This window comes from Curtobacterium sp. RIT-PI-V (genome assembly GCF_025642935.1).
In the GTDB taxonomy this organism is placed as follows: Bacteria; Actinomycetota; Actinomycetes; order Actinomycetales; family Microbacteriaceae; genus Curtobacterium.
Genome location: NZ_JANZKM010000014.1, coordinates 1 through 17,698, shown reverse-complemented (window position 1 = coordinate 17,698; position 17,698 = coordinate 1). Strand labels below are relative to the sequence as shown.

Sequence of the window (17,698 nt, the reverse complement as noted above, 5' to 3'; positions counted from 1 at the left end):
GGGACTCGGGCTCTACCGCGGGGACGCCACGAGCCCGTGCGCAGCCGCCACGGCCTCGTTCGTGACCTCGCCGGCGTGCACGTTCAGCCCGAGGGCGAGCGACGGGTCGGCGGCCAGCGCTGCCTCCCACCCGTGGTCGGCGATCGCGACGGCGTACGGCAGCGTCGCGTTCGTCAGCGAGATCGTGCTCGTGCGCGGAACGGCACCGGGCATGTTCGCCACGCAGTAGTACACGGTGTCGTGCACCGCGAACGTCGGGTCGTCGTGGGTGGTCGGGTGCGAGCCCTCGAAGCAGCCGCCCTGGTCGATCGCGATGTCGACGAGCACCGATCCCGGCCGCATGTCCGCGACCATGGCATCGGTGACGAGCTTCGGTGCGGATGCCCCCGGGATGAGCACGGAACCGATCACCAGGTCGGCTTCTCTGAGTTCTGCAGCGATGGCGTGCGCCGACGACCGCAGGGTGGTGATGCGTCCGTCGAACCGGGCGTCGAGCGCGCGCAACCGCGGCAGGCTGATGTCGAAGACCGTCACGTCGGCCCCCATGCCGAGCGCCATCGTCGCGGCGTGCTCGCCTGCGACGCCACCGCCGATCACGACGACGCGGCCCTTCGGCGTGCCGGGCACCCCACCGAGCAGCAGTCCGCGTCCGCCGTTCGTGCGCATCAGGTTGTCGGCGCCGACCTGGGCCGACAGTCGCCCGGCGACCTCGGACATCGGCGACAACAGGGGCAGCGAGCGGTCCGGCAGCTGCACGGTCTCGTAGGCGATCGCGGTGGCCCCGGAGTCGATGAGTGCGTCGGTCAGGGGACGGTCGGCCGCCAGGTGCAGGTACGTGAAGAGCACCTGGCCGGGGCGGATGAGCGGGTACTCGGACGCCACCGGCTCCTTGACCTTCAGGATCAGCTCGGCGCGCGCCCAGACCTCGGCGGCGGTGTCGACGATCTCGGCGCCGGCGGTGCGGTACTCGTCGTCGGGGAAGGCCGAACCCGTGCCCGCACCGGCCTGGACCAGGACCTGGTGGCCGTGCAGCGCCAGCTCGGCCACACCCGCCGGGGTGGCCGCCACGCGGTACTCGTTGTTCTTGATCTCGGTGGGGACGCCGATGCGCATCGCAGACTCCTTCGTGGGTGGTGCTCTCGTCCACACCATTCAGCGCCGGATTCGTTGCGGTGATGTTACGGCCGAACATCCGGATGAGCCAGCGCAAATCCGTGCGATGAGATTCGGTTGTCGACCGCTCAGAAGACCTTGCCCGGGTTCAGAATGCCCGCCGGGTCGAACACCCGGCGGATCCCCCGCTGCAGCTCGAGGACGTCATCGCCGAGCTCGTCGCCGATCCACCGACGCTTCAACACCCCCACGCCGTGCTCGCCGGTCAGGGTCCCGCCCAGCTCGATCGCCGCCCGGAACATCGCGTCGGCGGCGTCCCAGACGTGAGCAGGCACCTCGTCGCCGTCGAACACGAAGTTCGGGTGCAGGTTGCCGTCACCGGCGTGCGCCACGGTCGGGATCGAGACCCCGTGTTCGCGGCCGATCTCCTCCACGCGGGCGAACATCTCGGCGAGTCGACTCCGCGGCACGGCGACGTCCTCGATGAGCACCCGGCCGCGCGACTCCATCGCGGCGTGGAAGGACCGACGGATCGTCAGCAGGCGCTCGCGTTCCGCCGCCGACCCGGCAAGCTGCACGGTTCCGCCCTCTGCCTGGAGGCGCGGCACGGCTCCCAGCGCGGCCTCGGTCGCGCCCGGGCCGTCGAACTCCACGAGCAGGAAGACCCCGCCCGCAGCGGTGCTCCCCACCGTCTCGACGATCACCTCGGGTCCCAGGTACGCCGCGATCCCCTCGAGGGCCAGGGCATCCAGCAGCTCGACCGTCGACGGCCGATCCGCTCCCGCCACCACGGCCGCTGCCGCGGCCGCCGCCTGCTGCACGGTCGGGTAGACGGCCCCGAGGGTCGCGGGCTCCCCCGCCGGGATCGGGACGAGTCGGACCGTCGCGCCGACGATGACGCCGAGCGTGCCCTCGGACCCGACGAGCAACGCCGTCAGGTCGAGACCGGTCACCCCCTTGACGGTGCGGTGGCCGGTCGACACGAGCCGGCCGTCCGCGAGCACGACGTCGAGTCCGAGAACGGCCTCACGGGTGACGCCGTACTTCACGCACCGAAGGCCACCGGCGTTCGTGGCGATGTTGCCGCCGATGCTCGCGATCGCCGCACTCGCCGGGTCCGGTGCGAAGCGCAGCCCGTGCTCGGCGGCGACGGCGTTCAGTGCGCCGTTGAGCACCCCGGGTTCGACGACGGCGAGTTCGTCCTCGACGGACACCTCGACGATGCGGTCCATCCGCGCCACGCTGAGCACGACCGTGCCCGCGGTGCCGTTCGCGCCCCCCGCCAGTCCGGTGCCGGCGCCGCGCGGGACGACGGGGACGCCCAGGGCCGAGCAGGTCCGGAGTGTCGCCTGCACGTGCTCGACGGTGCGGGCCTCGACGACGGCGACCGGACCGCCGGGAGCGATCCAGCCGGACTTGTCGGTCCGCGCGGCGTCGAGCTCGCCCGGTTCGGTCCGGACGACGGTGCCGTCGGGGTCCTGCAGGGCGGAGCGGAGCGCGGCGACGACGGTGTCCATGTCGTCACGCTACCGCCGCCGGGTGGACTCCCCCGGCTCGGTGCCCCACGGCGGTCAACGCGTGCGGAGTGACTCGCTCGGCAGCTCACCGAAGCGGGCACGGTACGTCGCCGAGAACCGCCCGAGGTGCCCGAAGCCCCACGACCGGGCGACGTCGGCGACCGAGGTCTCGTCGCGCGTACCCCCGAGCAGGTCCGCCCGCGCACCGTCGAGCCGCACGCCGCGCAGCAGGTCGCCGGGGGTCTGGTCGAGGTGCCGTCGCAGCGACTGCTGGAGCCCGCGCGGGCTGAGGCCCGCGGCCGCGGCGATCTCGGGTGTGCCGATGGGCTCGCGGGCGTGCTCGTGCACGAAGTCGAGCGCCCGGCGGACCCGGCCGTGCTCCGGACCGCCGCCGGCCACGGTCGACCGCCAGCGGTCGCGCTGCGGGAACGCACGGATCGCGGCGGTCGCGAACGCCTCGGCGATGTCGCGCTGCGCGATCGGGTCGAGGTCGTGGTCGACGTCGAGCCACGTCGACGAGTACGTCCGGACCACGTCCTGCCACACGGCTGTGCCCGCAGCCGTCGGACGCTGCATCGACTCGAACGCGAAGTCGTCCTCGCCGACGAGCGACCGCACGAAGTCGCGGTCCAGATGGACGAGGTTCAGCGCGATGTCGCGGTGGTGCAGGGAGTACGGCTCGGCGAACGGCAGCACGACGGGCACGCCGGCCTCGAGCTCCCAGGTCTCGCCACCACAGGTGATCCGGCTGGAGCCACTCCGCATCCAGGCCACCAGGAACTCGTCGTCGACCTGGCTCTCGCTGCGCAGGTCGACCATGAACCGCGACGACCGCAGCGACATCCGGTCATCGCCGACCCCGGCGAAGTCCCAGTGCGCGGTGGGACGGGTGCGCCGGACCGCGGGTGCCCGGAAGTCGTAGTCGCGCCCGAAGAAGGCGAGCGCCTGGTCGACGTCGGTGCCGACCACGCGACGGGAGTACCGACCGCCCGGCCGGTCCATGGAGAGCGTCATGTCCGAGAACCTACGACGGACCACCGACAACTCGCGACACATCGCGATTCAGGGCTGCAGGATCGCCTGCCCGACGCTCTCGTCCAGGATCAGGTCGGTGATGAGACCGGAGGCCAGCGCACCCCGCAGGGACGCTGCCTTCGATCGGCCCGCGACGACGCAGACCCGACGCGGAGCGCGCTTGATGATGTCGAGGTCCGGCCCGCCGGCGCGTGCGTTCACGCCGATGTCCCGCCACGACCCGTCGGCCCGGTAGAACACCGTCGAGACGTCGCCGACGACCTGGGCCTTCGTGAGCTCGTCGCGGTCAGCGGGGTCGAGGTAGCCGCCGGAGTACACGTGCGACGGCACCGGGGCCTGCGGGGCGCCCACGCCGAACACCACCAGGTCCATCCGCTCGTGCAGGTCGAGCACGCGCCGGATCGAGCGCTCCCGGAACAGCGCCTCCTTCGTGGCCGGGTCGTCGAAGAACGCGGGCACCGGGAACTGCTGCACGAACGCGCCGTAGGCCTCGCCGAACCGCCGCAGGATCTCCGAGGCGTAGACGATGCCCGTGGTCCGGGTGTTCGCGGCGCCGTTGATCTGCACGACGGTCGACCCGTGCGTGGTCTTCGGCACCAGGTACCGGCTGACCGCGCTCACCGTCGAGCCCCACGAGATCCCGATCACCATGTTCGACTCGACGTACTGCGTCAGGATCCGGGCGGCGGACAGGGCCACCCGTTCCAGGCGGTCGACGTCGCTCGTGTGGTCCGGCACCGGCACGACGTGCGCGTGCACGCCGAACCGCGAACGGATGCTGCGGCTCAGCGCGGCGGCCTGGTCCAGGGGCGAGCGGATCTGGATGTCGACGAGACCGGTGTCCCTGGCGTACTTCAGCAGCCGCGACACCGAGGAGCGCGAGGTCGCGAGTTCGTCCGCGATCGCGTCCATCGTCAGGTCCTGCAGGTAGTACAGGTGGGCGGCGCGCAGCGCCTGCTGCGTGCGCATGGGCTGAGCCGCATCGCTCATGGTGCTCCGATCTGTCGAACGCAACCATGCACGGACGTGCACGGCCTCTGCAACCCCTGTCGCGCCTCCCGGCCCCCGGATCGGAGCGCACGACACGTGTGCTGCACGTTCGTGCACGCAAGTTGCCCGACCTCCCAAACCGGCGCACGATCGATCCTGACCACGAGAACCGACGAAGGAAGCGACGAACCATGTCGAAGAAGACACAGCCCCGGAACACGGTGACCGCCCTCACCGAGCGCCCGAACGCGCAGGTCCTCGTCGTCGGCGGCGGCATCAACGGCATCGCCACGTTCCGCGACCTCGCACTGCAGGGCGTCGACGTCGCCCTGGTCGAGCGCGGCGACTACGCCTCGGGTGCGTCCGCTGCGTCGAGCCACATGATCCACGGCGGCATCCGCTACCTCGAAAACGGCGAGTTCCGCCTGGTGCGCGAGAGCGTGCAGGAGCGCAACGGCCTCATCCGCATCGCCCCGCACTACGTCAAGCCGCTGCAGACGACGATGCCGATCTTCTCGACGTTCTCCGGCATCATGAACGCTCCGCTGCGCATGCTGACGCACAAGCAGCGCTCCACCAAGGAGCGCGGCGCCATGCTCATCAAGATCGGCATGACGATCTACGACTCCTTCTCGCGCGACGGCGGCTCCGTCCCGAAGCACGTCTTCCGCACCAAGAAGGCCGCGCTCGAGGACATGCCCGCCCTCAACAAGGACCTGAAGTACACGGGCACCTACTACGACGCGAGCGTGCACGAGCCCGAGCGCCTGGCCCTCGACGTCCTCAAGGACGGCATCGCCGCGGGCACCGGGACCGGCTCCGCCGCGACCGCCCGCGCGACGAACTACGTCGAGGCAGCCGGCACCCGCGACGGCGGCGTGCTGCTGCGCGACCGCGAGACCGGCGAGGAGTTCGCGTTCACCGCCGAGGTCGTCATCAACGCGTCCGGCCCCTGGACCGACCTGACGAACGAGGCGTTCGGCGGCGAGACGAAGTTCATGGGCGGCACGAAGGGCTCCCACATCGTCGTGCAGAACGACGAGCTGCTCGAGGCGACGAAGGGTCGCGAGCTGTTCTTCGAGAACGACGACGGACGCATCGTGCTCATCTACCCGCTCAAGGGCCGGGTCCTCATCGGCACGACCGACATCGACGCCGACCCCTCGAAGCCGGTCACGACGACCGACGAGGAGATCGACTACTTCTTCGGGCTCGTCAAGCACGTGTTCCCGCAGATCGACGTCACCCGCGACCACATCGTCTACAGCTACTCCGGCATCCGCCCGCTCCCCCGCCACGAGGACACCGCCCCCGGCTTCGTGTCGCGTGACTACCGGATCGTGGACACCCAGATCGCCGGGCTGCCGGACTCGACCGTGCTGTCGCTCGTCGGTGGCAAGTGGACGACGTTCCGTGCCCTCGCCGCACACCTGTCGACCGAGGCCACCACGAAGCTCGGCATGACCCGCAAGGTCGACACCACCGGCATGCCGATCGGCGGTGGCAAGGAGTTCCCGACCACCGACGCGCAGCGCGCCCTGTGGATCACGTCACACCGTGACGGCCTGGACGAGTCCCTGGTCGAGGGCCTGCTCGAGCGCTACGGCACCCGTGCGGCCGAGGTCGTGGACGTCCTGACCGACGGCCCTGTCGAGGCCCTCGAGTCCGACCCGTCGCTCACCCGCGCCGAGGTCGCGTACTTCGCCGAGCACGAGCAGGCCGTCCACCTGGTCGACGTGGTGCTGCGCCGCACGAACCTCGCGTTCGTCGGCGGTGTCACGATCGACCTGCTCGACGAGCTGGCCGACGTCCTCGCGGGAGCGCTCGACTGGACGCCCGAGGAGCGCGCGGACGAGGTCCAGCGCACGCTCGACGTGCTGCGCGAGGCGCACCGCGTGATCGTGCCGCTGACGTCCGCAACAGCACAGGCGCCGGCGTCGCAGCTCGCGTAGTCGACGCGACCACGAGACGGACGGGAGGCCCGGTACCAGCTGGTACCGTCCCTCCCGTCTCGGCCGTCACCCCGCTGGCGCGGTGCGCCGGTACCGGCGGGTGGGGCCCACCTCCCGTCCGTCATGGGCCTGCGTTCTCGTGCGTCAGTAGCGCTCGCCGGTCGGGTCCAGTGCGGTCCGGTCGATGAGCTGCTCGCCGCCGACGGGCTCGCCCTCCCAGTCGACCAGGTGCCAGCCGTCGGCGAAGGACCCCTCGAGCTCGACGATGCCGGTGTTCTCGAGGTGGCGCTTCGTGCCGAAGTGGTCCGGGGTGTTGTCGGCGGCCGCGCTCGCCCAGGTACGGATCGCCGCACCGTGACTCACCGCCGCCGCCACGCCGACGCCGGTGGCCTCGATCTGCCGCACGGCGTCGTCGTACCGCTCGAAGAACTCGAGCCCGCTCTCCGCGCCCGGCATCCGCGTGCTGCGGTCCCCGCCGGACCAGCCGTGCACGGTGGAGATGTACAGCTGCACGGAAACCGTGTCGCTCTTGCCCTGGGTGTCGCCGGCCTCGATCTCACGGAGCCCCGGGAGCACGACGGGCTCGAGCCCGAGCGACGCCGCCAGGGGTGCCGCGGTGATCTGCGTCCGCACCATGGTCGAGGCGAAGAGCCGCTCGATCCCCCGGTCGGCCAGGGCTGCCGGCAGGGCGTCTGCCTGCTGCTGGCCGAGCTCGGTCAGTCCGGGTCCGGGCACCACGGCGTCGAGGACACCGTTCACGTTCGCGGGGGTCTGGCCGTGGCGGATGAGCAGCAGTCGCATGGATCCACCCTACGGAAGGCCGCCGACGTCAGCCCTGGCGGGTGTTCCAGCGGGGGTTCTGCTTGTTGATGACGTAGACCCGGCCGCGGCGCCGGACGACCTGCGAGCCGGGGATCTTCTTCAGTGCCTTGAGCGAGTTGCGGACCTTCATGGTTCTCCTCCGTCGGCGCTCTCTTGTTGAGAACGGTTTTCAGGTAGGGTACCCGACATGCGTGCTGCTGCCATCACCCTCGTCACCGCCCTCCACGAGGTCGACGCCGACCGCGTCGCCGCCCGGATCACCACCGGGCACCGGATGCACGTCGACGGGAGCGCGTTCGCAGCGGCCCGCGCGGTCGCCGAACGGGCCGACCACCTCGACCGCGTGTGCGGCCCCGACGCCGACCACGGCCTCGTCGTCACCCTGCGACCCGGCGCCGACGCCCGCGCCGTGGGCATGATGCTCGCGAACGCCGCCCGGAGCGAGACCGGCGACGACCGGGTGCTCCGACACGTGGTCGGGGTGTTGCGGGCCGACGACGTCGCCCACCTGCTGTGGTCCGACGTCGACGACGCGTTCGTGGCCGCCGACCGGGTCGTGTCACTCGTCGAGTACGCGACCGTCATCGCGCTCGACCGTCTCGCGCCGCTGTCCCTGCGCCGCCGTCGCGCGTTGGTCGCACTGCTGCACCGGCTCGCGCCCCACGCCGTGATCGTGGCACTCCCCGCACTCCGGACCGCGCGCGACCTGCCCGCGTCGAACGGCGGAGCCGCTCGGGTCCTGGCCTCGGGCGCCGGGTGGATGCGCGCCCTGTCGAGCGGCGCCGACACCGGCCGGGACGCCCGCGACGACCTGGTCGCGATGCGCTACCGGGAGCCGCTGCCGTTCCACCCCGGGCGACTGGCCACCGTGATCGAGCGGGACCTGGCCGCCGGCAGCTCGGGCCGGGTGCTGCGCTCGAAGGGGTTCTTCCGGCTCGCCTCACGCCCGGACCACGTCGGCTCGTGGTCGAGCTTCGGGGCGATGCTCGCGCTCGACCCCACCGCGAACCCGTCGTGGGACGCCGACGCCCCGATCGGGCAGGCGCTGTGGTTCGTCGGCGAGCGGCTCGACGTGCGGGCGATCGTACGAGCCCTCGACGGCGCGCTGCTCACGCCGCCGGAGCTGCTGGCCGGGCCGGACCTGTGGCGCGGGTGGGCGGACCCGTTCCCCGTGTGGCCGGCGGTGGACCCGGCGTCCGAGCACCGGCACGAGTGAGGGCGGGAGCGACTGGGCGCGTGCGTGCGTGCGTGCGTGCGTGCGCATCTTCCGACAGAACACGAGTCGATCGACGCGTGGATCGTCGCACCATGCGCACGCATCCGGTGCGTGCGCATCTTTCGACAGAACACAAGTCGATCGACGCGTGGATCGTCGCAGCATGCGCACGCACAGACGGGAGGCGCGGTGCAGGTCGGACCTGCACCGCGCCTCCCGCCCGTGGTCGCGTCGCGAGCGCCCCAGCGTCAGCGCGCCGGCACGACCTCAGCATCGGCGGCGTCGCGCGCGGCCCGGGCTGCGGCGTCCTGCGCGGCGAACGGCAGGTCCCCCAGATCCAGGTGCGGGTTCGTGTCCTGCGTGAGCACGAGCTCCTTCGCCTCGGCCTCGGTCTCGACCGCCGGCATCGAGCCCGGCAGCGGACGGCGCGAGGACTCCTTCATGCAGAAGACACCGATCGCACCGACCACGCTCATCGCCATCAGGAAGTACGCGGGAGCGAGTTCGTCCCCGGTCACGGTCAGCAGCGCCTGCACGATCAGGGGCGTGGTCCCACCGAAGACCGCGATGGCGATGTTGTAGGCGAAGCCCATGCCGCCGTACCGCGTCGAGGTCGGGAACAGCGCCGGCAGCGACGCAGCCTGGTTCGACACCCACAGCGCGGTCATCAGTGCGAGCAGCGCGAGTCCGGCCAGCGTGGACCACTGCGCACCGTGCCCGATCAGCATGAACGCCGGCACGACGAGCACCACGGTCGTCGCGGCACCGATCCACATCACGACGCGTCGACCGAGCTTGTCGGACAGCTTGCCGGTGAGCGGGAGCATGACCGCCAGCAGCAGGAGCACCGGGATCGTCAGCAGTGTGCCGTCGAGCGGGGAGTACCCGAGCGAGTCGGTCAGGTAGGTCGGCATGTACGAGGTCAGGGCGTACCCGACGGTGTTCGACGCCGCGACGAGCATGATCGCGATGACGATCGGCCGCCAGTGGTCGCGCACCATCACGAGCACGTTCGCGGGACGCTCCCCGTCGAAGGACGCGCGGGTCTCGGACGCGGCCTCCTGCGCGGCCTGGGTCGCCTGGAACACCGGCGACTCCTCGATGCGCAGACGGAACCAGATCGCGACGACGCCGATCACCCCGGCTGCCAGGAACGGGAAGCGCCAGCCGTAGGCGACCATCGCGTCCTCGCCGAGGGTGATCTGCAGCACCGAGACCACGGTCGCACCGAGCGCGAAGCCCAGGTAGCTGCCGAAGTCCAGGATGCTCGCGAAGAACCCGCGGCGACGGTCCGGGGCGTACTCGGTCACGAAGGTCGTCGCGCCGGCGTACTCACCACCGGTGGAGAACCCCTGCGCCAGCTTCAGCACGACCAGCACGATCGGTGCGAACACCCCGATCGTCGCGTAGGCGGGCAGCGCACCGATGAGGAACGTCGACGCCGCCATCATGATGAGCGTCGTCGCGAGCACCTTCTGGCGCCCGATGCGGTCGCCGAGACGGCCGAAGACGATGCCACCGAGCGGACGGGCGATGTACGTCGCAGCGAAGACACCGAGGCTGAACAGGATCTGCACGGCGGGCTCGGCGGTCGGCAGGAAGACCTTCCCCATCGTGACCGCCAGGTAGCCGTAGACACCGACGTCGTACCACTCCATCGTGTTGCCGACGACCATGCCGCTCACCGCGCGGCGCATCATGCTCTTGTCGACCACGGTGACGTCGCTCTCGCGCAGGCGTCGGTGCGGCCGGGTCGGGGTACGGCTGGGATCGGAGCCCATGTCTCTCCTCGAGGATCGTGACGAGCCGGCAGGGACCGGCTCGGGCCGGTGGAGACCGGCACAGGAACAGCGAGCGACGTTACCGAGCAACCGAAATGTCATTGGCCGGTGATTCTCAGGCAACGGCGTGTCACCCGAACGGGGGGAGGGCCCGATCCCCGTGCGTCTGCGGATCCGCAAGGCTGAGTAACGAGGACATAACATCGGCGCATGGCGATCGAACCCGAGACGAAGAGCTGGACCTGGGTCATCGAGGGCATCTGCCCCGAGTGCGGCTACGACGGCACCACGGTGTCGATCCGCGACGTGCCGGGGATCATCGACGCGAACACGACCGCGTGGCCGACCGAACTCGGCCGGGACGACGTGCGTGAGCGTCCCGACGACCACACCTGGTCGGCACTCGAGTACGGCGCCCACGTGCGCGACGTGCACCGGAAGATGACCGAGCGGCTCGCCCTGATGCTCGCCGAGGACGCCCCGACGTTCCCGAACTGGGACCAGGACGCCACCGCGGTCCAGGACCAGTACGGCGAGCAGGACCCGGCCGTCGTCGTCCGGGAGCTCGGCGAGGCCGCACACCGGGCAGCGCGGGCGTTCGACGAGGTCCGTGACGACCAGCTCGAGCGCACCGGGCTGCGGTCGGACGGCAGCGCCTTCACCGTCGCGACGCTTGCCACCTACTACGCGCACGACCCCGTCCACCACCTGTGGGACGTGCGGCGCACGCACTAGACGCGGCGACGGGCGAACGGGAGGCGCGGGGCGGCGCTGCCCCGCGCCTCCCGTCCGCCTCGTGGTCGCGGCAGACCGCTCAGGCGAGCGCGTCGAGCAGGGCGCGGGCCGTCGCGGCGTCCGACACCAGCTCGTTGACGAGTCCCCCGCGCACCGCGCCGACGATGCTGCCGACCTTGGCACTGCCGACGGCGACGCCGACGGCGTGCGGCACCCCGGACAGGACCTCGCGCGAGGTCCGGACCATCCGGTCGCTGCCGGGGAACTCGATGGGCGAGCCGTCCGCGGCGTAGAAGTTGAGGCAGACGTCACCAGCGGCGTGGTCGAACGCGGCGTCCTCGACTGGGACGCCCCGTGCCAGCGCATCGCGCGTCGGGGTCGGGGCCCCGATGCCGAGGATCGCCCCCTTCGCCCGACCCCAGAGCCCGACGACGTGCTGGAAGGCCGGGTCCTCGTCGAGCGAGGAGCGCATCGCGGGCGACGGCAGCGCCTGCGCGAACAGGAAGGCGGGGATCGCTCCGGAGTGCTCCGCGGCCGTCCGGGTGATCTCGTTCGTCTGGAACCACGGCATCGGGTCGGCCTGGCCGCCCACCGTCGGGACGAGCTGCACGCCGGGCAGGCTCGGCATCCCGGCGTGTGCGACGTCGTACACCGTGCGGCCCGACGACATCAGGACGGCGTCACCCGGGACGAGTCCCATGCCCTCGACCGCAGCGGCCAGGGGTGCGGCGAGGTCGGCGCCGAGCGTGGCGGTGTGCGTGACGGCGGCCAGGTGCACCGCTCGGATGCCGAGCACGACCTGCAGCCGTTCGGCGAGCGCGACGGTCTCGTCCTGGAACGGGTCGACGACCTCGATGCGGACGAGTCCGGCCTTGCGCGCCTCGGCCACGAGCCGCGACACCGTCGGACGCGAGACACCGAGGCGCGACGCGATCTCGACCTGGGTGGCGTCCTCGAGGTAGTACATCCGCGCCGCCTGGTACACGGTGTCGAGCGGGAACCGGGTCCGGGCACCCTCGGCGGCAGGGTTCTCGGCGGACATGCGCCGATCGTATCCCTGGCACACCTCAGCGGATCGTGAACCCGCCGTCCACCCGGAGGTCGGCGCCGTTCACCATGGCGCTCGACTCCCCCGCCAGGAACAGCACCGCGGCGGCGATCTCGTCGGGAGTGGCGAAGCGGCCGGTGGGGATCTCGTCCTGGTGCCGGATGCCGTTCTCGTTCGCCCACGCGGCACGGCCGAGGTCGGTGAGCACGACGGTCGGCGACACGGTGTTCACGGTGACGCCCCGCCCGCCCCACTCGAGCGCGAGGACCCGGGTGAGTCCGATGACGCCCGCCTTCGAGGCGCAGTAGGCGGCGTGCCCGTCGATGCCCACGTGCGCGGCCTGCGAGGCGATGTTCACCACGCGCCCGTACCCGGCGGCGAGCATGTGCCGACCGGCGGCCTGGGCGACGCGGAAGGTGCCCGTCAGGTTGACGTCGATCGTCCTCGACCAGGTCTCGGCGGACAGTTCGTCCGCCGGAGCGAGCGCGGCGATCCCGGCGCAGTTGACGAGCACGTCGACGCGACCGAAGTGCGCGACGACGTCGGTGATGGTGCGCGCCACGGACGTCTCGTCCGTCACGTCGCAGCCGAACCCGGCATGGAGGCCCGTGGCCGCACCCGGCGCCTCGGCCGCGCCAGGTGCGTCGGTCGCGTCCGGTGCGTCGGTCGCGTCCGGCAGATCGGCCGCCGCCGTGGTGGCGCCGTCCGCACGGACGTCGACGATCGCGACCCGTGCACCCCGTGCGGCGAGCGCCCGAGCGATGGCGTTCCCGATGCCGGAGGCGCCGCCGGTCACCACCGCGGTGCGGCCGGTGAAGTCGTTCGCCAGGTCGACGGCGTCCGGGCCCGAGCGCAGGGCTGCGGCGAAGTCGGTGGTGGTGCTGATCGTCATGTTCGCTCCTTTGCGTCGGGTCGAACCTAGCAGAAATTGTGTTCAGGACAAACGTTCTGCGAGGTGTACAGTCGTCGCCGAAGCCATCCAACGAAGGAGCAGCGCATGTCGACGACGACCGAGAACGCGGCCACGACCGCCACCACGACCATCCCCACGACAATGCGAGCCGTCGTCGTCCACGGCCCGGGCGACTACCGGCTCGAGGAACGCCCCGTACCGACGCCCGGCCCCGGCGAGCTCCTCCTCCGCACCGACGCCGTCGGCATCTGCGCGAGCGACCTGAAGTGCTACCACGGCGCCGCGAAGTTCTGGGGTGACGAGAACCGCGCCGCCTGGGCCGAGACGGACCGCATCCCCGGGCACGAGTTCGTCGGCACCGTCGTGTCCGGCGACGACGACACCCTGGCGAAGCGGAAGGTCTCGCTCGGCGACCGCATCGCGTGCGAGCAGATCGTGCCGTGCTGGGAGTGCCGCTACTGCCTCGAGGGCGCGTACTGGATGTGCAACGTCCACGACATGTTCGGGTTCAAGGGCTACGACGGCGCGATGGCCGAGTACGTGCTCGTCCCCGCCAAGGCCCTGACCCACCCGGTGTCGAGCGCCCTGCCCGGTCAGGTCGCCGCGTTCGCCGAGCCGCTGTCCTGCGCGTTCCACGCCGTCGAGCGCGGCGACATCAAGTTCGGCGACACCGTCGTGATCGCCGGCGCCGGACCGATCGGCCTCTCCGCGATCGCCGGTGCTCGACAGAAGAACCCGCTCCGGATCATCGCGCTCGACGTGGTCGAGGCGAAGCTCGAGCTGGCCCGCAAGGTCGGCGCGGACCTGACGATCAACATCGCCGAGGACGACGCGGTCGCCCGGGTCAAGGAGCTCACCGACGGGTACGGCGCCGACGTCTACATCGAGGCGACCGGCCACCCGTCCGCGGTGCCGCAGGGCCTCAACCTGCTGCGCAAGCTCGGCACCTTCGTCGAGTACTCGGTGTTCAAGGACGCCGTCTCCGTTGACTGGTCGATCATCTCGGACGACAAGGAGCTCGACGTCCGGGGTGCCCACCTCGGCCCGCACACCTGGCCGGCGGCGATCAAGCTGCTCGAGGCAGAGACCCTGCCGATGTCGGAGATCTGCACACACCAGTTCCCGCTCGAGCGGTTCCAAGAGGCCCTCGACCTGGTCGGCGACTCCGCCGGCGCGAGCGTCAAGGTCTCGATCCTCCCGTCCCTGCAGGCCTGAGCCCGCCGACCCCTGGAGTCAGCAAGCATGTCAACGACGACACAGCGCGCCACCGGTGCGCCCACGACCCCCCGCGCCGAGGGCCGCCTCGACCGGATGGGGATCCCCCGCCCGCTCGCCCTCGGGTTCGTCGCCGTCCTGGTCTTCATGACCGGGAACGGCGTCGAGTCGAACTTCATCACCCCGCACATGGTCGCGGTCCTCGGCAGCCCCGAGGCCACCGTCGCGACCATCGTGACCTTCTACAGCCTCGCCGCCCTGATCGGCAGCTACGTCTCCGGCGCCCTCTCCGACCTGATCGGGCCGCGCCGGGTGATGATCCTCGGGTTCGCCGTCTGGGTCGTCTTCGAGGTGCTGTTCCTGCTCGCTCTGAACATCGGCAGCGTGCCGTTCGCGGCCGTCGCCTACGCCGTCCGGGGCTTCGGCTACCCGCTCTTCGCCTTCGCGTTCCTGGTCTGGGTGAACATCACCACTCCGGTCGAGCGGAACGGTTCGGCCGTCGGCTGGTTCTACGTCGCCTTCACGGGTGGCCTGCCGACGCTCGGTTCCCTCTTCGCGATCGGTGCCATCCCGGTGTTCGGCGGCGGCACGATCGGTGAGACCGGCGCGATGGTCGCCTCGATCGGCCTGGTCGTGATCGGCTTCCTCATCATGCTGTTCGGCGTCCGGCTACCGAACGGGTTCTCCCGCATCGCCCCGGCCGGTGAGAGCACCTGGCAGGTGCTGACGAGCGGCATCCGCCTCACCATCACCCGGCCGAAGATCCTGATGGGCTTCCTGGTCCGCCTGATCAACACCGCGCCCGAGTTCGGCATGTTCGTCGTCCTGCCCGCCGTGATCGCGAACGAGCGCGGGTGGGGCCAGAGCCGCTGGCTGCTCATGACCGTGTGCGTCTACGCGACGAACATCCTGGTGAACGCCCTGTTCGGCTGGGTCGGCGACAAGATCGGCTGGCAGCGCACCGTCAAGTGGTTCGGCATCGTCGGGTCCGCCCTCGGCCTCATCGCCTGGTGGTACGTCCCGCAGCTCGTCCCCGCCGGGTCGGACTGGGGCTACGTGCTCTCCGTCGTCGCCGGTTGCGTGTTCGGTTGCCTGCTCGCCGGCTTCGTGCCGATGGGCGCGATCATGCCGGCGCTCGCCCCCGAGCACAAGGGCGCCGCGATGGCGATGTACACGACGGCAGCCGGTGGAGCGGCGTTCCTCGGCACCGGTGTGGTCGCCGCGGTCTTCGCGCTCGGCGGTGGCGGTCAGGCCGCGACCTGGACGTTCGTCGGCCTGTACGCCTGCGCGTTCGTGATGATCCACTTCCTCAAGGTGCCGCAGGGCACCCGTACCTCCCACTGAAGGACTCCAGCATGACCACGATCCACGACGCCCCCGACGAGTTCGCCGAGGACCAGCTCGCCGGCTGGCTCGCGCTCTACGCCGACCGCGTCCGCGGCGTCCACGGCGGCGTCGTCACCCTGCCAACCGAGGGCGCCGACCCGCAGGTCGCGGTGGTCGTCGGCGGCGGCTCCGGCCACTACCCCGCGTTCTGCGGGATCGTCGGCCCAGGGTTCGCCACCGGCGCCGTCGTCGGGAACGTCTTCACCTCGCCGTCCACCGCGCAGGTGTACTCGGTCGCCAAGGCCGCCGACCAGGGGAAGGGCGTCGTGCTGTCGTTCGGCAACTACGCCGGTGACACGATGAACTTCGGGCTCGCCGCCGAGCGGCTGCGCGCCGAGGGCATCGACACCCGGATCGTCGTGGTCACGGACGACATCGCGAGCGCCGACGAGGAGTCGAAGCGCCGTGGCATCGCCGGGGACTTCTCGGTCTTCAAGGCGATGGGTGCGGCCGCCGCCGCAGGTGCGTCCCTCGACGAGGTCGAGCGCCTCGGCAACGCATCGAACGTGGCGACCCGCACGATCGGTGTCGCGTTCTCCGGGTGCACGATGCCCGGCGCGACCGAGCCGCTCTTCACGGTTCCCAACGGCCACCTCGGACTCGGGCTCGGCATCCACGGCGAGCCCGGCATCGAGGACGTCCCACTGCTCCGCGCGACCGACCTCGCGGCGCTGCTCGTCGAACGGCTGCTCGCCGACCGACCGGCGAACGCGGGCACCCGGGTCGCCCCGATCCTCAACGGCCTCGGCGACACGAAGTACGAGGAACTGTTCCTGCTCTGGGGACGTGTCCTCCCGCTGCTGCAGGACGCCGGCCTCGAGATCGTCGAACCCGAGGTCGGCGAACTCGTCACGAGCCTCGACATGGGCGGCTGCTCGCTGACCCTGCAGTGGCTCGACGACGAGCTCGACGCCCTGTGGCGCGCCGACACCTACACGCCCGCGTACCGCAAGGCGGCGGCGCCGATCGCAGCGTTGCTGCCGGCCGACGCCGTGGACGACGCCGAGGACGAGGCGACGGTCGTGCCGGACGCGAGTGATGCCTCCCGGCAGGCCGCGCAGACGGCACGCGACGCGATCGCGGCGATCGACGCGCTCCTGCGCGAGCACGAGGAGGAACTCGGCCGCATCGACGCGGTCGCCGGCGACGGCGACCACGGACGCGGCATGGTCAAGGGGATCGGTGCGGCCCGCAGGGCGGTCGACCGGGTCGGCCGGGAGGCAGGGGTCGCCTTCGTCCTCGGACGCGCCGGTGACGCGTGGGCCGAGTTCGCGGGCGGCACCTCCGGCGTCCTGTGGGGTGCGGCACTCGAGGCCTTCGGCCGGTCGCTGCGCGACGACCGTTCCGCGTACGAGGCGTCCGACGTCGTCGAGGCCGCGCAGGCCTTCGCCGATTCGATCGTCCACCTGGGCGGGGCGTCCCGTGGGGACAAGACGCTGCTCGACGCACTGCTGCCGTTCGTCGACGCACTGCGGACCTCGGTCTCGGCTGGTTCCTCGCTCACCGACGCGTGGCAGGCTGCAGCGGAAGTCGCTCGTGACGAGGCCGACAAGACAGCCGACCTCACGCCGAAGGTCGGGCGTGCCCGGCCGCTGGCGGAGAAGAGCCTGGGGACACCCGACGCGGGTGCCACCTCGATGGGGATGATCCTCACGCGGGTCGGCGAGGTCCTCGCTGCCCGTGCGAACGAACTGGAAGGAACACACGTATGACGTACCGTCTCGTGATCGGGTCCGACGATGCCGGGTTCGACTACAAGGAGATCATCAAGCAGGACCTGCAGGCCGACCCGCGCGTGGCGTCGGTCGTCGACGTCGGCGTCGACGCGGACGGGCACACCGCGTACCCGCACGTTGCCGTCGACGCAGCGCGACTCGTCGCGTCGGGTGAGGCGGACCGCGCGATCCTGATCTGCGGCACCGGACTCGGTGTCGCGATCGCGGCGAACAAGGTCCCCGGCATCCGGGCCGTCACC

General features: G+C 71.2%; 16 protein-coding genes. 7 read left to right on the top strand and 9 right to left on the bottom strand.

Features of this window, described 5'->3' with window-relative positions; translation table 11 throughout:
- Positions 1–12: 12 nt before the first annotated feature.
- The 4 genes from ald to OGL88_RS10090 form a co-directional block, all read right to left on the bottom strand.
- Positions 13–1,113 (bottom strand): alanine dehydrogenase, encoded by a 1,101-nt coding sequence (gene ald, locus OGL88_RS10105; protein ID WP_263091263.1) that lies wholly within the window; start codon positions 1,111–1,113, stop codon positions 13–15.
- A 128-nt stretch (positions 1,114–1,241) separates the two neighbouring features.
- Positions 1,242–2,630 carry an FAD-binding oxidoreductase gene (locus tag OGL88_RS10100; RefSeq protein ID WP_263091262.1) on the bottom strand — a complete coding sequence of 463 codons (1,389 nt, stop codon included), beginning with the start codon at positions 2,628–2,630 and terminating at the stop codon, positions 1,242–1,244.
- A gap of 54 nt (positions 2,631–2,684) precedes the next feature.
- Positions 2,685–3,644, bottom strand: a complete 960-nt coding sequence (locus OGL88_RS10095; protein ID WP_205462873.1) for an AraC family transcriptional regulator — start codon at positions 3,642–3,644, stop codon at positions 2,685–2,687.
- A gap of 48 nt (positions 3,645–3,692) precedes the next feature.
- Positions 3,693–4,655, bottom strand: a complete 963-nt coding sequence (locus OGL88_RS10090; RefSeq protein WP_263091261.1) for a sugar-binding transcriptional regulator — start codon at positions 4,653–4,655, stop codon at positions 3,693–3,695.
- 191 nt (positions 4,656–4,846) lie between these two features.
- On the opposite strand from OGL88_RS10090, the gene OGL88_RS10085 reads away from it, so the two are divergent.
- Entirely contained in the window at positions 4,847–6,607 is a 1,761-nt protein-coding gene (locus tag OGL88_RS10085; protein ID WP_263091260.1) for a glycerol-3-phosphate dehydrogenase/oxidase, read from the top strand.
- A 144-nt stretch (positions 6,608–6,751) separates the two neighbouring features.
- Here the strand turns inward: OGL88_RS10085 and OGL88_RS10080 are convergent, their stop codons facing one another.
- The gene (locus OGL88_RS10080; protein WP_263091259.1) at positions 6,752–7,408 is read right to left on the bottom strand and encodes a histidine phosphatase family protein; all 657 of its coding nucleotides are present in this window, start codon (positions 7,406–7,408) and stop codon (positions 6,752–6,754) included.
- 28 nt (positions 7,409–7,436) lie between these two features.
- On the bottom strand, positions 7,437–7,559 hold the full coding sequence (gene ykgO / locus OGL88_RS10075) for a type B 50S ribosomal protein L36 (protein ID WP_022905672.1): 123 nt from the start codon (positions 7,557–7,559) through the stop codon (positions 7,437–7,439).
- Positions 7,560–7,616: 57 nt separating this feature from the next.
- Between ykgO and OGL88_RS10070 the strand changes: the two genes are divergently transcribed.
- The gene (locus OGL88_RS10070; RefSeq protein WP_263091258.1) at positions 7,617–8,645 is read left to right on the top strand and encodes a GTP-binding protein; all 1,029 of its coding nucleotides are present in this window, start codon (positions 7,617–7,619) and stop codon (positions 8,643–8,645) included.
- A 248-nt stretch (positions 8,646–8,893) separates the two neighbouring features.
- Here the strand turns inward: OGL88_RS10070 and OGL88_RS10065 are convergent, their stop codons facing one another.
- Positions 8,894–10,426, bottom strand: a complete 1,533-nt coding sequence (locus OGL88_RS10065; RefSeq protein WP_263091257.1) for an MFS transporter — start codon at positions 10,424–10,426, stop codon at positions 8,894–8,896.
- A 210-nt stretch (positions 10,427–10,636) separates the two neighbouring features.
- On the opposite strand from OGL88_RS10065, the gene OGL88_RS10060 reads away from it, so the two are divergent.
- Positions 10,637–11,161 carry a DinB family protein gene (locus OGL88_RS10060; protein ID WP_263091256.1) on the top strand — a complete coding sequence of 175 codons (525 nt, stop codon included), beginning with the start codon at positions 10,637–10,639 and terminating at the stop codon, positions 11,159–11,161.
- A gap of 79 nt (positions 11,162–11,240) precedes the next feature.
- On the opposite strand, the gene OGL88_RS10055 is transcribed toward OGL88_RS10060, so the two are convergent.
- Together OGL88_RS10055 and OGL88_RS10050 are read right to left on the bottom strand one after the other, a co-directional pair.
- A complete protein-coding gene (locus OGL88_RS10055) occupies positions 11,241–12,203 on the bottom strand; it encodes a sugar-binding transcriptional regulator (RefSeq protein WP_111084401.1) in 963 nt (320 codons plus the stop codon).
- Positions 12,204–12,228: 25 nt separating this feature from the next.
- Positions 12,229–13,101: a GolD/DthD family dehydrogenase gene (locus OGL88_RS10050; RefSeq protein ID WP_263091255.1), complete on the bottom strand. Its 873-nt coding sequence runs from the start codon at positions 13,099–13,101 to the stop codon at positions 12,229–12,231.
- Between the two features lie 105 nt (positions 13,102–13,206).
- Between OGL88_RS10050 and OGL88_RS10045 the strand changes: the two genes are divergently transcribed.
- The 4 genes from OGL88_RS10045 to OGL88_RS10030 all read left to right on the top strand — a co-directional run.
- Positions 13,207–14,337, top strand: a complete 1,131-nt coding sequence (locus OGL88_RS10045; RefSeq protein WP_263091254.1) for a zinc-binding dehydrogenase — start codon at positions 13,207–13,209, stop codon at positions 14,335–14,337.
- Between the two features lie 27 nt (positions 14,338–14,364).
- Positions 14,365–15,681 (top strand): MFS transporter, encoded by a 1,317-nt coding sequence (locus OGL88_RS10040; RefSeq protein ID WP_263091253.1) that lies wholly within the window; start codon positions 14,365–14,367, stop codon positions 15,679–15,681.
- Between the two features lie 11 nt (positions 15,682–15,692).
- Positions 15,693–17,435 (top strand): dihydroxyacetone kinase family protein, encoded by a 1,743-nt coding sequence (locus OGL88_RS10035; RefSeq protein ID WP_263091252.1) that lies wholly within the window; start codon positions 15,693–15,695, stop codon positions 17,433–17,435.
- On the top strand, positions 17,432–17,698 hold a 267-nt coding region (locus OGL88_RS10030), incomplete at its 3' end, for an RpiB/LacA/LacB family sugar-phosphate isomerase (protein WP_263091251.1). The genes OGL88_RS10035 and OGL88_RS10030, both read left to right, overlap by 4 nt.

Coding starts and splice junctions, on each gene's coding strand:
- ald (WP_263091263.1), bottom strand. CDS start 1,113: ATGCGCATCGGCGTCCCCACCGAGATCAAGAACAACGAGTACCGCGTG.
- OGL88_RS10100 (WP_263091262.1), bottom strand. CDS start 2,630: ATGGACACCGTCGTCGCCGCGCTCCGCTCCGCCCTGCAGGACCCCGAC.
- OGL88_RS10095 (WP_205462873.1), bottom strand. CDS start 3,644: ATGACGCTCTCCATGGACCGGCCGGGCGGTCGGTACTCCCGTCGCGTG.
- OGL88_RS10090 (WP_263091261.1), bottom strand. CDS start 4,655: ATGAGCGATGCGGCTCAGCCCATGCGCACGCAGCAGGCGCTGCGCGCC.
- OGL88_RS10085 (WP_263091260.1), top strand. CDS start 4,847: ATGTCGAAGAAGACACAGCCCCGGAACACGGTGACCGCCCTCACCGAG.
- OGL88_RS10080 (WP_263091259.1), bottom strand. CDS start 7,408: ATGCGACTGCTGCTCATCCGCCACGGCCAGACCCCCGCGAACGTGAAC.
- ykgO (WP_022905672.1), bottom strand. CDS start 7,559: ATGAAGGTCCGCAACTCGCTCAAGGCACTGAAGAAGATCCCCGGCTCG.
- OGL88_RS10070 (WP_263091258.1), top strand. CDS start 7,617: ATGCGTGCTGCTGCCATCACCCTCGTCACCGCCCTCCACGAGGTCGAC.
- OGL88_RS10065 (WP_263091257.1), bottom strand. CDS start 10,426: ATGGGCTCCGATCCCAGCCGTACCCCGACCCGGCCGCACCGACGCCTG.
- OGL88_RS10060 (WP_263091256.1), top strand. CDS start 10,637: ATGGCGATCGAACCCGAGACGAAGAGCTGGACCTGGGTCATCGAGGGC.
- OGL88_RS10055 (WP_111084401.1), bottom strand. CDS start 12,203: ATGTCCGCCGAGAACCCTGCCGCCGAGGGTGCCCGGACCCGGTTCCCG.
- OGL88_RS10050 (WP_263091255.1), bottom strand. CDS start 13,101: ATGACGATCAGCACCACCACCGACTTCGCCGCAGCCCTGCGCTCGGGC.
- OGL88_RS10045 (WP_263091254.1), top strand. CDS start 13,207: ATGTCGACGACGACCGAGAACGCGGCCACGACCGCCACCACGACCATC.
- OGL88_RS10040 (WP_263091253.1), top strand. CDS start 14,365: ATGTCAACGACGACACAGCGCGCCACCGGTGCGCCCACGACCCCCCGC.
- OGL88_RS10035 (WP_263091252.1), top strand. CDS start 15,693: ATGACCACGATCCACGACGCCCCCGACGAGTTCGCCGAGGACCAGCTC.